The following is a 15,307-nucleotide window of genomic DNA, read 5'->3' on the forward strand; positions in this document are numbered from 1 at the left end:
GTCGACGACAGCGCGCGCCAGGCAGTCGGCCGTCTGCCCCGCTTCCATTCCTTGGTACCGACAAGCAGCATCGATGGCCAGTGTCCGGGTAGTGTGGCGCAAACGTTTGCTCGCATTAAAACAACACCAAACAACAATCCGGCCCAGCGGGCCAGTCGCCAGGAGATGTGTATGAATGTCCTCTTTCGCCGTCGCTTCCTGACCGCCGCGCTTGCCGCCGTCGCGGTCGCCGCCGCACCGGCCGTCCATGCGCAAGCGCCGGGCAAGCCGAAGGTCGCGCTCGTGATGAAGTCGCTCGCCAACGAGTTCTTCCTGACGATGGAAACCGGCGCGAAGGAATACCAGAAGCACAACGCCAGCCAGTTCGACCTGATCACGAACGGCATCAAGGACGAGACCGACACCGCGAACCAGATCCGCATCGTCGAGCAGATGATCGTGTCGAAGGTCGACGCGATCGTGCTCGCGCCGGCTGATTCGAAGGCGCTCGTGCCGGTCGTGAAGAAGGCGGTCGACGCGGGCATCATCGTCGTGAACATCGACAACCGGCTCGATCCGGACGTGCTGAAGTCGAAGAACCTCAACGTGCCGTTCGTCGGCCCCGACAACCGCAAGGGCGCGCGCAAGATCGGCGACTACCTCGCGAAGCGGCTGAAGGCGGGCGACCAGGTCGGCATCCTCGAAGGCGTGTCGACGACGACCAACGCGCAGCAGCGCACGGCCGGCTTCCAGGATGCGATGAAGGCGGGCGGGATGAAGGTCGTGTCGGTGCAGTCGGGCGAATGGGAGATCGACAAGGGCAATGCGGTTGCGTCCGCGATGCTCAACGAATACCCGAACCTGCGGGCGCTGCTGTGCGGCAACGACAACATGGCGATCGGCGCGGTGTCGGCCGTGCGGGCGGCGGGCAAGCAGGGCAAGGTGTTCGTGGTCGGCTACGACAACATCAACGCGATCAAGCCGATGCTGAAGGACGGCCGCGTGCTCGCGACCGCCGACCAGTACGCGGCGAAGCAGGCCGTGTTCGGCATCGACACGGCGCTCAAGGCGATTGCCGAGCATCGCAAGCAGGCCGACATGACCGGTGTGGTCGAGACGCCGGTGGATCTCGTGACGAAGTAACGCCGCCCCGACGCGGCCGCCACGCTCAAGAATCCGGGCCGGCGGCCGTTATATGGAGTGAGCGCGATCACGGCCACTGCATGCACATGCACTTGTGAGCGTCATACCCGCGCGTCGCGTGCGCGCGGCCGCAATCAGGATCGCGATGGAACCGACCTTCCAACCCTCCCGTTCAGCCGTTCCCGTGCTGTCCGTTTCCGGCGTGGGCAAGACCTACGCCGAACCGGTGCTCGCCGACGTCACGCTGACGCTCGCGTCGGGCGAGGCGCTCGCGCTGACGGGTGAGAACGGCGCAGGAAAGAGCACACTGTCGAAGATCATCGGCGGGCTCGTCGACCCGACGACCGGCACGATGCAGCTCGGCGGCCAGGCCTATGCGCCGGCGAGCCGCACGCAGGCCGAGGCACTCGGCGTGCGCATGGTGATGCAGGAGCTGAACCTGCTGCCGACGCTGACGATCGCCGAAAACCTGTTTCTGAACCGTCTGCCGCGACGCTTCGGCATCATCGACCGCGCGCGGCTGCATGACGACGCGCAGGCGGCGATGGCGCGTGTCGGGCTCGACGCGGTCGACCCCGACACGCCGGTTGGTGCGCTCGGTATCGGCCACCAGCAGATGGTCGAGATCGCGCGCAACCTGATCGGCGACTGCCGCGTGCTGATCCTCGACGAGCCGACCGCGATGCTGACCGCGCGCGAGGTTGAGCTGCTGTTCGAGCAGATCGACCGGTTGAAGGCGCACGGCGTGGCGATCGTCTACATCTCGCACCGGCTCGAGGAACTCGCGCGCGTCGCCGAGCGCGTCGCGGTGCTGCGCGACGGCCGCCTCGTGCACGTCGGCGAGATGGCCGCGACGACGTCGGACGGGCTCGTCACGCTGATGGTCGGACGCGAGATCGGCGAGCACATCGATCTCGGCCCGCGCCGGATCGGCGCGCCGCGACTCGCCGTGTCGGGCATGACGCGCGGCACGGCCGTGCAGGACGTGTCGCTCGAAGTGCGCTCGGGCGAAATCTTCGGCATCTCGGGGCTGATCGGCGCGGGGCGCACTGAATTGCTGCGGCTGATCTACGGCGCGGATATGCCGGATGCCGGGATGATCGCGGTGGGTGATCCGCTGAAGCCGGCGCGCATCGGATCGCCCGTCGATGCGGTGCGGCACGGCATCGCGCTGATCACCGAGGACCGCAAGGGCGAAGGGCTGCTGCTGTCGCAGTCGGTCACGTCGAACGTGTCGCTCGGCCAGCTCGAGCGGCTCGCGCGCGGCGGCATCGTCGATACGGCGCGCGAAACGGCGCTGGCCGAGCAACAGATCGACGCGTTGCGGATTCGCACACACGGCGCCGCGCAGGCGGTTGGTGAGCTGTCGGGCGGCAACCAGCAGAAGGTCGTGATCGGCCGCTGGCTCGCGCGCGACATGGGCGTGCTGCTGTTCGACGAGCCGACCCGCGGAATCGACGTCGGCGCCAAATTCGAGATCTACACGCTGATGGGCGCGCTTGCGCGCGAGGGCCGCGCGCTGGTGGTCGTCTCGAGCGACCTGCGCGAGCTGATGCTGATCTGCGACCGGATCGGCGTGATGTCGGCCGGCCGCATGACCGCCGTGTTCGAACGCGGCAACTGGACCCAGGATGCGCTGCTGGCCGCGGCGTTCGCCGGCTTCGGCCGCGAAGCGCTGCCGGAAGGCACGCGCCACCTGGATGCGCAAGCGGCGCCGCGCGCGGCTTCCGGTACTTCGACGACAGGACGACAGTAATGACCCAGCCTCCCGTATCCCCGAGCGACGCAGGCGCGCAGCAGGACGTGACCGGGCGCCGCGCGCGCACGCTGTCCGGCACGCGGCTCGGCCTGTCGAACTATCTCGGGCTCGCCGGTGCGCTCGCCGCGATGATCGCGCTGTTTTCGGTGCTGAGCTCGCATTTCCTGACCTACGATACGTTCAGTACGATCGCGAACCAGATCCCCGATCTCGTCGTGATGTCGGTCGGGATGACCTTCGTGCTGATCATCGCCGGCATCGACCTGTCGGTCGGCTCGGTGCTCGCGCTGGCCGCGTCGATGGTCAGCGTGGCCGCGCTGAAATGGCAGTGGGGGCCGCTGCCGGCCGCGCTGATCGGGATCGCGGTCGCGACCGTGACCGGCTCGCTGACCGGCGCGATCACGGTGGGCTGGCGGATTCCGTCGTTCATCGTGTCGCTGGGCGTGCTCGAGGCCGCGCGCGGCGTCGCCTACCAACTGACGAATTCGCGCACGGCGTACATCGGCGACGCGTTCGATTTCCTGTCGAACCCGATCGCGCTCGGCATCTCGCCGGCGTTCCTGATCGCGGTCGCGGTGATGATCGCGGCACAGTTCGTGCTCACGCGTACCGTGTTCGGGCGCTATCTCGTCGGGATCGGCACGAACGAGGAGGCCGTGCGGCTCGCCGGGGTTAACCCGCGGCCGTATAAAATCCTCGTATTCGCATTGATGGGCGCGCTCGCGGGGCTCGCGTCGCTGTTCCAGATCTCGCGGCTCGAGGCCGCCGACCCGAACGCGGGCGCGGGCCTCGAACTGCAGGTGATCGCGGCCGTCGTGATCGGCGGCACGAGCCTGATGGGCGGGCGCGGCTCGGTGATCAGCACGTTCTTCGGCGTGTTGATCATCTCCGTGCTGGCCGCGGGCCTGGCGCAGATCGGCGCGAACGAGCCGACCAAACGGATCATCACCGGGGCGGTGATCGTGGTGGCGGTCGTGCTCGATACGTATCGCAGCCGGCGCGCGCGCGCCCGGTAAGAACTACACAGAAAGCAGACCAGAGAGAAACGGGAAATGGCGACGATCAAGGATGTGGCGGCCATGGCGGGCGTGTCGTTTACGACCGTCTCGCACGTGGTGAACAATTCGCGGCCGGTGTCCGCGGACGTGCGTGCGAAGGTCGAGGGCGCAATCCGTGAGCTGAATTACGTGCCGTCGGCCGTGGCGCGCTCGCTCAAGGCGCGTTCGACGGCGACCATCGGACTCGTCGTGCCGAACAGTACGAATCCGTACTTCGCGGAGCTTGCGCGCGGCATCGAGGATCAGTGCGCGGCCAACGGCTATTGCGTGTTCTTCTGCAACTCGGACGACGATCCCGTGAAGCAGCGCAACTACTTGCGCGTGCTGCAGGAAAAGCGCATCGACGGGCTGATCGTCGCATCGGCCGGCGAGGACGCGGTGCTCGCGCAGACGCTCGCGCACGCGCATGCGCCGCTCGTCGTCGTCGACCGCAACATCGAGGGGCTCGCGGCCGACCTCGTGCAGATCGATCACGAACGCGGCGCGTACCTGGCGACGCGTCACCTGCTCGAACTCGGGCACGCGAAGATCGGCTGCATCACCGGGCCGACCGACACGGCCGTCAGCGCGATGCGCGTGCACGGCTTCATCCGCGCGATGGCCGAGCGCGGGATCGACATCGTGCCGGGCGCGATCGCGGAAAGCGATTTCTCGTGCCTCGGCGGCTATCACGCGGCGTCGCGGCTGTTCGAGTCGGTGCATCCGAGCGCGATTTTCGCGGGCAACGACCTGATGGGCGTCGGTGCGCTGCGCGCGGCGGCCGAGCGCGGGTTGCGCGTGCCGGACGACTGCTCGATCATCGGTTTCGACGACATCGAATTTTCCCGCTACACGTATCCGGCGCTGTCGACGGTCGGCCAGTCGGTGCGCGCGCTCGGCGAAATGGCCGCGCAGACGCTGATCGAGCGGATCGGCGGTGGCTCGACGGCCGCGCCGAGCCGTCGTCGCGTCGTGTCGCCGCGCCTCGTGCTGCGCGAATCGACGGCGATCTACCGCGAGCCGGCCACGCCCGGCGCTCGCGCATGACGGCGCGCACCGCGGGCGCCGGCCGCGTGACGGTGGTCGGCAGCCTCAACATGGATCTCGTCGTGCGGGCGCCACGGCTGCCGCTGCCTGGCGAAACGCTCGCCGGCCATGCGTACGCGCAGGCGGCGGGCGGCAAGGGCGGCAACCAGGCCGTCGCGGCCGCGCGGCTCGGCGCGCAGGTCACGATGATCGGCTGTGTCGGCGCGGACGCGCACGGCGCCGCGCTGCGGGCGGGCCTCGAGACCGAAGGCATCGATTGCGCGCGGCTCGCGACGAGCGCGGCGGCGTCGACCGGTGTCGCGCTGATCGTCGTCGACGACGCGAGCCAGAACACGATCGTGATCGTCGCGGGCGGCAACGGCGAAGTCACGCCCGAGACGGTGGCGCGGCACGAGTCCGCGCTGGCCGCGACCGACGTGCTGATCTGCCAGCTCGAGACGCCGCCGGACGCCGTGTTCGCGGCGCTGTCGGCCGGACGACGGCTCGGCCGCATCGTGGTGCTCAATCCGGCGCCGGCTGTCGCGCCGCTGCCGGACGGCTGGCTGCCGCTGGTCGATTACCTGATCCCGAACGAAGTCGAGGCCGCCGCGCTGACCGGACTGCCGGTGCGCAACCCGGCCGAGGCGGAAGTCGCGGCGCGTACGCTGCAGGCGGGCGGCGCGCGCAACGTGCTGATCACGCTCGGCGCGCGCGGCGTGCTGGCGCTGCCGGCCGACGGCGCGGCGCGCCACTATCCGGCGCCCGTCGTGCAGGCGATCGACACGACCGCGGCCGGCGATACCTTCATCGGCGGTTTCGCCGCGCGGCTCGCCGCGGGCGAGGACGTCGACACCGCGATCCGCTTCGCGCAACGCGCGGCGGCGCTGTCGGTCACGCGTGCGGGCGCGCAGCCGTCGATTCCCACCCTCGCCGAACTGGCCGAATAGGGCCAGGGCGCGCATCGTGGCCGGCGCCTGCGACAGCAGGCGGCCGGCCCTCTCTTCCTGGTCGGCCGGAACCCGACGTTCGCTCCGTCATTTCACGGCACGGGCCAGCGTGTTTCGCACCTATTATTCAGTTATCTGTAATAAACCGATCAATTGCGGAGAAAATTGACGTCAATACCATCAAGTTGTGCGGCGAACGGTCGTAAATGCATCGGGGCGAAACACTGTTTCGAAAAACGGGCCCGGCCCGTTCATGACGACGCAACACAGGAAGAATGATGGTGATCGGAAACCTGACGATACGTGCGCGCATCGGTCTGACGATGGCGTTTCTCGCGGTGCTGCTGGGGTTGATCGGCGTGCTCGGCGTGTACGGGATGACGCGCTCGAACGACGCGACGCGTGAAATCTTCACGAACCAGATGCCGAGCGCGGTCGACGTGGCCGTGTCGGAAATGTACGCGGCGCGCGAGCGCCTGGCGCTCGATCGCGCCGCGCTGCTGGCCGGCTCGGCCGACTCCGCCGCCGCGGTGGAGCGCAGCCGCGCGATGCGCGCGCAGTCCGACGCGTGGTGGCAAAAGTACCTCGCGCTGCCGCGCGGTGCGCAGGAAGACCGACTTGCGCAGGACGTCGCCGCGAAGCGGCAGGCGTTGCAGCGCGGCTGCGACGCGTTCGGAAGCGCGATCGCGACGGGCGACCACGACCGGATCGGCGAGGGCGCCAAGCAGCTCCAGATGCTGTACAACGAGCTTTCGGTCGCGGGCGAAGCGCTGCGCAATTTCCAGTTCACCGACGCGCAGGCGGGCTTCGACCACGCGGAATCGGTGTACGACACGCTGCGCGTGCTGTCGATCGTCGTGCTGGCGGCCGGCCTGGTCGCCGCGGTGCTGTCGTGGCTGACGCTCAGCCGTGCGATCGGCCGCCCGCTCGCGGACGCGCTCGCCCATTTCGACGCGATGGCCGCGGGTGACCTGCGCCGCTCGATCGTCGTGCATCGGCGCGACGAAATGGGCCAGCTCCTCGACGGCCTCGCGCGGATGCAGCGCGGCTTTGTCGACACGGTGCGCACCGTGCGCGGCGGCAGCGAGTCGATCGCGACCGCGGCCCGGCAGATCGCCGCCGGCAACATCGACCTGTCGTCGCGCACGGAAGAACAGGCAGCGGCGCTGCAGGAAACCGCGTCGAGCATGGAGCAACTGACCGGCACGGTGAAACAGAACGCGGACAATGCACGACAGGCAAGCTCGCTGGCCGCGAACGCGTCGGAGATTGCAAACAAGGGCAATACGGTGGTCGGCCAGGTGGTCGGCACGATGGGCGAGATCAACGACAGCTCCGCGAAGATCGCGGACATCATCGCGATCATCGAGGGAATCGCGTTCCAGACCAACATCCTGGCGCTGAACGCGGCCGTCGAAGCTGCGCGTGCCGGCGAGGAAGGGCGCGGCTTCGCGGTCGTCGCGGGCGAGGTGCGCAGCCTCGCGCAGCGTTCGTCGAGCGCGGCCAAGGAGATCAAGGCGCTGATCGACGCGTCGGTGGACCGCATCCGCACCGGGTCGACGCTGGTCGACGAGGCCGGGCGCACGATGAGCGACGTGATCGCCGCCGTGCAGCGCGTGACGGACATCATGGGCGAAATTGCCGCGGCGTCGGAGGAGCAGAGCGGCGGTATCGACCAGGTCGCGCGCGCGGTCGCGCAGATGGACGAAGTCACGCAGCAGAACGCCGCGCTCGTCGAGGAAGCGGCGGCCGCCGCGCAGTCGCTCGACGAACAGGCCGCGCGCCTGCGCGACACGGCGTCGGTATTCCGGATCGACGACGAAGCGGCGCGGCCGGCAGCCGCTCCCGCTGCACGTCAGGCGCCGCGCGCGATGCCCGCGCCGGCTGCCGTGCCGGTGAGCCCCGCACCGGCCGTGGCGCGCGACGATCGCGAGGCAGCGCCCAAGCGTGCGGCGCCGGTGCGCAAGCCGGCGAGCGCGTCCGCGGCGCCCGCGCCGGCCGCCGCGACTGCCGGCGGGGACGACTGGGAGACGTTCTGATTCGGGCGCGCCGCGCCTCTTTCCCCCGCATCTATCCCCATTTGGCAGCACACGACGCCCGCGACTTGCGGGCGTTGTCGTTTCGGCGACCGATGGAATGTGACAGCGCACATGAACGTTCGCATATCACCGCGCGTTGCATGTGCGCATCCGCGCTACGGGTATCTCCGGACGATGCGAAAAAAATTTGTAACGGTGCGCGCGGCGTGTCGTCGTAAACGTGCGCTCGAACGTCTAGTGATGAAGGGGGAGTGAAGGGCGCAGCGACGACGGAGGTGTCCAACGCGTGAGACGTTCCGATGCTGGACGAGACGTGGCGGATGCAGTTTCTGCGGCTCGGGAGATCAATTGTAAAGCGTCAAAATGCGTTGTCCAAGCGGTGTTGTGGAGAATGACGCACTTCATACGAAGAGTTCGTGAAAAAAAATAAGAAAGGGTTTAGGATGAATTCGAACGCGCTTGCTTCTGCGCAGTCATACGAAGGCAAGCACGTCTTCAGACTCAGGCGAGGGAGGTAGCATGGATATTTACAGCAGCTTCGCGAACCGCTTCGAAAAAACGCGAGAGGAAGAGCTCTCGCTGGAGGAGTACCTCGCGCTCTGCAAGAACGATCCGTCAGCGTATGCCACGGCAGGCGAACGCATGCTGGCTGCAATCGGGGAACCCGAACAAGTCGACACCCGCAACGAACCGCGCCTGTCGCGGATCTTTGCGAACAAGGTGATCAAGGTCTATCCCGCATTCCGTGAGTTCTACGGAATGGAGGAGGTGATCGAGCAGGTGGTCGCGTATTTCCGCCACGCTGCGCAAGGGCTTGAAGAGAAGAAGCAGATTCTCTACCTGCTTGGCCCGGTGGGCGGCGGCAAGTCGTCGATCGCCGAGCGTCTGAAGCAACTGATGGAGCGCGTGCCGTTCTATGCGCTGAAGGGCTCGCCCGTCAACGAATCGCCGCTCGGGCTGTTCGATTACGACGAGGACGGCCCGATCCTCGAGGAGCAATACGGCATTCCTCGCCGCTACCTGAAGAGCATCCTGAGTCCGTGGGCCGTCAAGCGCCTGCACGAATACAACGGTGACATCCGCCAGTTCCGCGTGGTGCGCCGTTACCCGTCGATCCTGCGTCAGGTCGGCATCGCGAAGACGGAGCCGGGCGACGAGAACAATCAGGATATTTCGTCGCTCGTCGGCAAGGTCGACATCCGCAAGCTCGAGCAGTACGCGCAGGACGATGCCGATGCGTACAGCTATTCGGGCGGCCTGTGCCTCGCGAACCAGGGGCTGCTCGAGTTCGTCGAAATGTTCAAGGCGCCGATCAAGGTGCTGCACCCGTTGCTCACCGCGACGCAGGAAGGCAACTTCAAGGGTACCGAAGGATTCGGCGCGATTCCGTTCGACGGGGTGATCCTCGCGCACTCGAACGAGTCGGAGTGGAAGGCGTTCCGCAACAACCGCAACAACGAGGCACTGCTCGACCGGATCTTCGTCGTGAAGGTGCCGTACTGCCTGCGCGTGTCGGAAGAGACGAAGATCTACGAGAAGCTGATCCGCAATTCGTCGCTGGCCGAAGCCGTATGCGCGCCGGGCACGCTGAAGATGATGTCGCAGTTCTCGGTGCTGTCGCGCCTGCACGAGCCGGAGAACTCGAGCTTGTTCTCGAAGATGCAGGTCTATGACGGCGAAAACCTGAAGGACACCGATCCAAAGGCGAAGTCGTATCAGGAGTATCGCGATTACGCGGGCGTGGACGAAGGGATGACGGGCGTGTCGACACGCTTCGCGTTCAAGATCCTGTCGCGCGTGTTCAACTTCGATTCGAGCGAGGTCGCGGCGAACCCCGTGCACCTGATGTACGTGCTCGAACAGCAGATCGAACGCGAGCAGTTCCCGCCGGAAACCGAGCAGAAGTACCTGTCCTTCGTGAAGGACGTGCTCGCGTCGCGCTACGCGGACTTCATCGGCAAGGAGATCCAGACGGCCTACCTCGAATCGTATTCGGAGTACGGGCAGAACATCTTCGACCGCTACGTCACCTATGCGGACTTCTGGATCCAGGACCAGGAATTCCGCGATCACGACACGGGCGAGAGCTTCGACCGCGCCGCGCTGAACGCGGAACTGGAGAAGATCGAGAAGCCGGCCGGGATCAGCAATCCGAAGGATTACCGCAACGAGATCGTGAACTTCGTGCTGCGCGCGCGGGCGGCGAACGCCGGGAAGAACCCCGTGTGGACGAGCTACGAGAAGTTGCGCGTCGTGATCGAGAAGAAGATGTTCTCGAATACCGAGGAACTGTTGCCGGTCATTTCGTTCAACGCGAAGGGCTCGGCGGAGGAGCAACGCAAGCATGAGGACTTTGTGAACCGGATGGTCGCGAAGGGCTATACGCCGAAGCAGGTGAGGCTGCTTTGCGACTGGTATCTGCGCGTGCGCAAGTCGTCATGACGCGCGCGGTACCGCGCCCGTGCGGTTCGTCCGTACGGGCGCCCTCAGAGGCGCCGCCCGCATGACGGCAGACGGCATGTGCGGCGAGCGTCCCGGCATATCGACTTTCGAGCGGGAGACCGGGAGTGCTTCATCAAATCATCGACCGCAGGCTGGCCGGCAAGAACAAGAGCATCGCCAACCGCGAACGCTTTCTGCGTCGCGTCAAGAACTACATTCGTCGTGCCGTCTCCGACGCGGTGCGCGACCGTAGCATCAAGGATATCCAGAGCACGCAAAGCATCACGATCCCGCGCAAGGACATCGCGGAGCCGAATTTCCGGCACGCGCCGGGCGGGCGTCGTGAATACGTGCACCCGGGCAACGAGGACTACGTCCGCGGCGACAAGATTCCGCGTCCGCAGGGCGGCTCGGGCGGCGGCGGCAGTCAGGCGAGCAACGAGGGCGAAGGGCAGGACGACTTCGTGTTCGAGCTGTCGCGCGACGAATTCATGCAGTACTTCTTCGACGATCTCGAACTGCCGCGCCTCGTAAAGACGCACCTGCTGACGGTGCCGAGCTGGAAGAACGTGCGCGCGGGCTGGTCGGCGGAAGGCACGCCGAACAACATCGACGTCGTGCGCTCGCTGCGGAGCGCGCTCGGCCGGCGCATCGCGCTCGGCTCGCCGCTCGTCAACGAGTTGCGCGAGCTCGAAGCCCAGCTCGAGGCGATGAAGATCGACCCCGAAGACCGTCGCGCCGAAATCGCGACGCTCGAGGCCGAGATCCATCACCTGAAAGGGCGGATCTGGCGGATCCCGTTCATCGATCCGTTCGATCTGCGCTACATCAATCGCGTGAAGCAGCCGCAGCCGTCGAGCCAGGCCGTGATGTTCTGCCTGATGGACGTGTCGGGTTCGATGGACGAGCAACGCAAGGATCTCGCGAAGCGCTTCTTCATCCTGTTGTACCTGTTCCTGAAGCGCAACTACGAGCGCATCGAGGTCGTGTTCATCCGTCACCACACGCGCGCCGAGGAAGTGGACGAGGACACCTTCTTCCATTCGACCGAAAGCGGCGGCACCGTCGTGTCCAGCGCGCTCGAGCTGATGCGCAAGGTGATGAACGAGCGCTACTCGCCGACCGAGTGGAACATCTACGGCGCGCAGGCGTCCGACGGCGACAACTGGACCGACGATTCGCCGAAGTGTCGCAAAATCCTGGAAGAGGATATCCTCACGAAGACGCGCTATTTCGCGTATATCCAGGTGGCCCCGGAAGAGCAGAACCTGTGGCTGGAGTACGCGCAGCTGGCGCTGTCGCAACCGCACCTCGCGATGAAGAAAGCCGAATCGGCTGCCGACATTTACCCGGTGTTTCGCGAATTGTTCGAAAAGCAGGTGGAAATGTCATGACGACCCGCCATCTGCACAACGAGTCGCGCGGCTATGCGCCGCGCCCTTCCGGCGACGACACGGCCGGCCCTGCCGCATCGCAGCAAAGCGGCCGGGTCGAACCGGCGCCGCCGGCCGCCGACTTGCCCGGCTCCGGGCAGAAGGAAGCGCGTATGAACGTTGCCGAACGCAAGCCGCTGCCGTGCCCGTCCGATTGGACGTTCGAACTGCTCGAGGAATACGACACGCACATCTCGCAGGTGGCCGAGCAATACGAGCTCGACATCTATCCGATCCAGCTCGAACTGATCAGCGCCGAGCAGATGATGGACGCGTACGCATCGGTCGGGATGCCGGTCAACTATCGCCACTGGTCGTTCGGCAAGCACTTCCTCGCGACCGAGAAGAGCTATCGCCGGGGCCAGATGGGCCTCGCGTACGAAATCGTCATCAACTCGAACCCGTGCATCGCGTATCTGATGGAAGAGAACACGATGACGATGCAGGCGCTCGTCATCGCGCACGCGGCGTACGGGCACAACTCCTTCTTCAAGGGCAACTACCTGTTCCGGCTGTGGACCGACGCGCACGCGATCATCGACTATCTCGTGTACGCGAAGAACTACGTCGCCGAATGCGAGGAGCGCTACGGCCTCGATCGCGTCGAGGAACTGCTCGATTCGTGCCATGCGCTGATGAACTATGGCGTCGACCGCTACAAGCGGCCGCAGAAACCGTCGCTGTCGAAGGAGGCCGCGCTGCGGCGCGAGCGCGAGGCGTATCTGCAGTCGCAGGTCAACGAGCTGTGGCGCACGCTGCCGGGCAAGAAGCCCGAGCAGATGGAGGAGCAGGAGGATCGCTATCCGCCGGAGCCGCAGGAGAACCTGCTGTATTTCGCGGAGAAGAACGCGCCGCTGCTCGAGCCGTGGGAGCGGGAAGTGATCCGCATCGTGCGCAAGATCGGCCAGTACTTCTATCCGCAGCGGCAGACGCAGGTGATGAACGAGGGTTGGGCGACGTTCTGGCACTACACGCTGCTGAACACGCTGTACAACCAGGGCAAGCTGGAAGACGGCTTCATGATGGAGTTCCTGCATTCGCACAGCAACGTGGTCTACCAGCCGCCCGTGACGAAGCCGTACTACAACGGGATCAACCCGTATGCGCTCGGTTTCTCGATGATGAGCGACATCCGCCGGATCTGCGAAGCGCCGACGGAAGAGGACTACAAGTGGTTTCCGGAGATCGCGGGCACCCCGTGGCTGCCGGCGATGCACTACGCGATGCGCAACTTCAAGGACGAGAGCTTCATCGCGCAGTACCTGTCGCCGAACCTGATCCGCGAGATGCGGCTGTTCTCGGTGCTCGACGACGACATGCGCGATTCGCTCGAGGTGTCGGCGATCCACGACGAGGCCGGTTATCAATACGTGCGGCAGGCGCTGTCGCGGCAGTACGACATCCATCATCGCGAGCCGAACATCCAGGTCTGGGCCGTGAACACGCGCGGCGACCGCAGCCTCACGCTGCGCCACTTCATGACCGACAACCGCCATCTGTCGAACGACAGCGAAGAAGTGCTCAAGCACATGGCGCGACTCTGGCAGTTCGACGTGTTCCTGGAAAGCGTCGACGAGGCCGGTACCGTGCGCAAGCGCTACGAGTGCCGCTACGTGCCGCCCGAGGTGCGTATCTGAATCGCGCGGGAAGAGCTTGCATCGGACGCCAGCCTGACGGCTGGCGTTTTCATATGACGAACAGGTGGCGCGAGAAAATTTTTCTACATCCGGACGAACCCGGAAAGCCTGTTACTTTACATTTCGCTAAAATCCCGTAGCGCCGTGCACCGGAACCGGTGCCACGTCGACCGCACGCGGCGGCCCCTGGTCGTCTCGCCTAGAAAGCACTAAAAGGAACAGACCAACCCATGGACGTCCAGACCGACCAAGCTGCGCTGTCCGCGCATGACACCCGGCGGCGCGTGTTCGCCATCGTCGGCGCCTCATCGGGCAACCTCGTCGAGTGGTTCGACTTCTACATCTACTCGTTCTGCGCGCTGTACTTCGCACCGGCGTTCTTCCCGAGCGGCAACACGACGACGCAGTTGCTGAACACGGCCGGCGTGTTCGCGGCCGGCTTCCTGATGCGTCCGATCGGCGGCTGGCTGTTCGGCCGCATCGCCGACCGTCACGGCCGCCGCGCGGCGATGATGATCTCGGTGCTGATGATGTGCGGCGGCTCGCTCGTGATCGCGGTCCTGCCGACCTATGCGCAGATCGGTGCGCTCGCGCCGGCGCTGCTGCTGGTCGCGCGCCTGTTCCAGGGGCTGTCGGTGGGCGGCGAATACGGCACGAGCGCGACCTACATGAGCGAGGTCGCGCTGAAGGGGCGGCGTGGCTTCTTCGCGTCGTTCCAGTACGTGACGCTGATCGGCGGCCAGCTGTGCGCGCTGCTCGTGCTCGTGATCCTGCAGCAGGCGCTGTCGACTGACGAACTGAAGGCGTGGGGCTGGCGCATTCCGTTCGTCTGCGGTGCGGCGGCCGCGCTGATCTCGCTGTACCTGCGCAAATCGCTCGACGAGACATCGACGAGCGCATCGCGCGACAAGAAGGATGCGGGCACGATTCGCGGCGTGTGGCAGCACAAGGGCGCATTCTTCACGGTGGTCGGCTTCACGGCCGGCGGCTCGCTGATCTTCTACACGTTCACGACGTACATGCAGAAGTACCTGGTGAACACGGCCGGCATGCATGCGAAGACGGCCAGCAACGTGATGACCGTCGCGCTGCTCGTCTACATGCTGATACAGCCGGTGTTCGGCGCGCTGTCCGACAAGATCGGCCGCCGCACGTCGATGATCCTGTTCGGCACGTTCGCGGTGATCGGCACGGTGCCGCTGATGCACACGCTGAAGACCGTGACGAGCCCGACGGCCGCGTTCGTGCTGATCACGATCGCGCTGGCGATCGTCAGCTTCTACACGTCGATCAGCGGCCTCATCAAGGCCGAGATGTTCCCGCCCGAAGTGCGCGCGATGGGCGTCGGCCTGTCGTATGCGGTCGCGAACGCGATCTTCGGCGGCTCCGCCGAGTACGTCGCGCTGTGGTTCAAGTCGATCGGCAGCGAGGAAACCTTCTACTGGTACGTGACGGCGCTGTGCGCGGTGTCGCTGATCGTGTCGTGGCGGATGCGCGACCCGAGCAAGGAAGGGTATCTGCGTCACGAGCCGTGATCGACGGGGCAACCCGGCTGCCGCTTCGAGCGGCATGAAACAACGAACGGCGCTCCGCCATGCAGGCGGCGCGCTGTTTTTTCATGGGCTGCGCGTTCGCATCGCCGCGTGCATGCTCATCGCGCGCCGCGCGATATCGATATTGCAATCGCTTGGTTGTCCGCCGCCGGCGATGCTTTTATTCTGAACCCGTAGTTCGTGTGACACCTCCTTGACTGGGATTCGCGCCCGCTGCGTGCAGCGGGCGTTTTTTTATTCCCGGTTCGCCGACCGGCCTCGTCACACACTCGTTGCTTGCGGGACGCGAAATATAATGGCGCTCGCGCGGCT

General features: G+C 65.8%; 11 protein-coding genes. All 11 read left to right on the forward strand.

All coding sequences use genetic code 11. The features are described 5' to 3' along the window. Positions 1 to 171: 171 nt before the first annotated feature. The 11 genes from ACVK00_RS29300 (at position 172) to ACVK00_RS29350 (ending at position 15,164) form a co-directional block, all read left to right on the forward strand. Positions 172 to 1,122 carry a sugar ABC transporter substrate-binding protein gene (locus ACVK00_RS29300; RefSeq protein WP_105788973.1) on the forward strand — a complete coding sequence of 317 codons (951 nt, stop codon included), beginning with the start codon at positions 172 to 174 and terminating at the stop codon, positions 1,120 to 1,122. Positions 1,123 to 1,267: 145 nt separating this feature from the next. Further along, positions 1,268 to 2,878 (forward strand): sugar ABC transporter ATP-binding protein, encoded by a 1,611-nt coding sequence (locus ACVK00_RS29305; protein WP_354122965.1) that lies wholly within the window; start codon positions 1,268 to 1,270, stop codon positions 2,876 to 2,878. Beyond that, positions 2,878 to 3,897 carry an ABC transporter permease gene (locus ACVK00_RS29310; RefSeq protein WP_166725348.1) on the forward strand — a complete coding sequence of 340 codons (1,020 nt, stop codon included), beginning with the start codon at positions 2,878 to 2,880 and terminating at the stop codon, positions 3,895 to 3,897. The genes ACVK00_RS29305 and ACVK00_RS29310 overlap by 1 nt, the downstream gene beginning before the upstream one ends. Before the next feature lie 36 nt (positions 3,898 to 3,933). Next, positions 3,934 to 4,965, forward strand: coding sequence for a LacI family DNA-binding transcriptional regulator (locus tag ACVK00_RS29315; protein ID WP_105834349.1), 1,032 nt, complete (start codon positions 3,934 to 3,936; stop codon positions 4,963 to 4,965). Then, positions 4,962 to 5,891, forward strand: a complete 930-nt coding sequence (gene rbsK, locus ACVK00_RS29320; protein WP_284891575.1) for a ribokinase — start codon at positions 4,962 to 4,964, stop codon at positions 5,889 to 5,891. Before ACVK00_RS29315 ends, rbsK begins: the two co-directional genes overlap by 4 nt. 278 nt (positions 5,892 to 6,169) lie before the next feature. Continuing rightward, positions 6,170 to 7,930, forward strand: a complete 1,761-nt coding sequence (locus ACVK00_RS29325; protein WP_284892791.1) for a methyl-accepting chemotaxis protein — start codon at positions 6,170 to 6,172, stop codon at positions 7,928 to 7,930. Between the two features lie 519 nt (positions 7,931 to 8,449). After that, on the forward strand, positions 8,450 to 10,372 hold the full coding sequence (locus ACVK00_RS29330; RefSeq protein WP_006754311.1) for a PrkA family serine protein kinase: 1,923 nt from the start codon (positions 8,450 to 8,452) through the stop codon (positions 10,370 to 10,372). A gap of 125 nt (positions 10,373 to 10,497) precedes the next feature. Continuing rightward, the gene (locus ACVK00_RS29335; RefSeq protein ID WP_228907551.1) at positions 10,498 to 11,766 is read left to right on the forward strand and encodes a YeaH/YhbH family protein; all 1,269 of its coding nucleotides are present in this window, start codon (positions 10,498 to 10,500) and stop codon (positions 11,764 to 11,766) included. Further along, positions 11,763 to 13,442, forward strand: coding sequence for a SpoVR family protein (locus tag ACVK00_RS29340; RefSeq protein WP_228907552.1), 1,680 nt, complete (start codon positions 11,763 to 11,765; stop codon positions 13,440 to 13,442). The genes ACVK00_RS29335 and ACVK00_RS29340 overlap by 4 nt, the downstream gene beginning before the upstream one ends. Positions 13,443 to 13,672: 230 nt before the next feature. Continuing rightward, positions 13,673 to 14,977 (forward strand): MFS family transporter, encoded by a 1,305-nt coding sequence (locus ACVK00_RS29345; protein WP_228907553.1) that lies wholly within the window; start codon positions 13,673 to 13,675, stop codon positions 14,975 to 14,977. Between the two features lie 34 nt (positions 14,978 to 15,011). Further along, the gene (locus ACVK00_RS29350) at positions 15,012 to 15,164 is read left to right on the forward strand and encodes a hypothetical protein (protein WP_284891572.1); all 153 of its coding nucleotides are present in this window, start codon (positions 15,012 to 15,014) and stop codon (positions 15,162 to 15,164) included. The last annotated feature ends 143 nt before the right edge of the window (positions 15,165 to 15,307 follow it).

Source organism: Burkholderia sp. PvR073, from assembly GCF_054055695.1.

Excerpts from the sequence above, each read along its gene's own strand:
- ACVK00_RS29305 (WP_354122965.1), top strand. The coding sequence starts at position 1,268 with ATGGAACCGACCTTCCAACCCTCCCGTTCAGCCGTTCCCGTGCTGTCC.
- ACVK00_RS29310 (WP_166725348.1), top strand. The coding sequence starts at position 2,878 with ATGACCCAGCCTCCCGTATCCCCGAGCGACGCAGGCGCGCAGCAGGAC.
- ACVK00_RS29325 (WP_284892791.1), top strand. The coding sequence starts at position 6,170 with ATGGTGATCGGAAACCTGACGATACGTGCGCGCATCGGTCTGACGATG.
- ACVK00_RS29300 (WP_105788973.1), top strand. The coding sequence starts at position 172 with ATGAATGTCCTCTTTCGCCGTCGCTTCCTGACCGCCGCGCTTGCCGCC.
- ACVK00_RS29345 (WP_228907553.1), top strand. The coding sequence starts at position 13,673 with ATGGACGTCCAGACCGACCAAGCTGCGCTGTCCGCGCATGACACCCGG.
- rbsK (WP_284891575.1), top strand. The coding sequence starts at position 4,962 with ATGACGGCGCGCACCGCGGGCGCCGGCCGCGTGACGGTGGTCGGCAGC.
- ACVK00_RS29350 (WP_284891572.1), top strand. The coding sequence starts at position 15,012 with ATGAAACAACGAACGGCGCTCCGCCATGCAGGCGGCGCGCTGTTTTTT.
- ACVK00_RS29330 (WP_006754311.1), top strand. The coding sequence starts at position 8,450 with ATGGATATTTACAGCAGCTTCGCGAACCGCTTCGAAAAAACGCGAGAG.
- ACVK00_RS29315 (WP_105834349.1), top strand. The coding sequence starts at position 3,934 with ATGGCGACGATCAAGGATGTGGCGGCCATGGCGGGCGTGTCGTTTACG.
- ACVK00_RS29340 (WP_228907552.1), top strand. The coding sequence starts at position 11,763 with ATGACGACCCGCCATCTGCACAACGAGTCGCGCGGCTATGCGCCGCGC.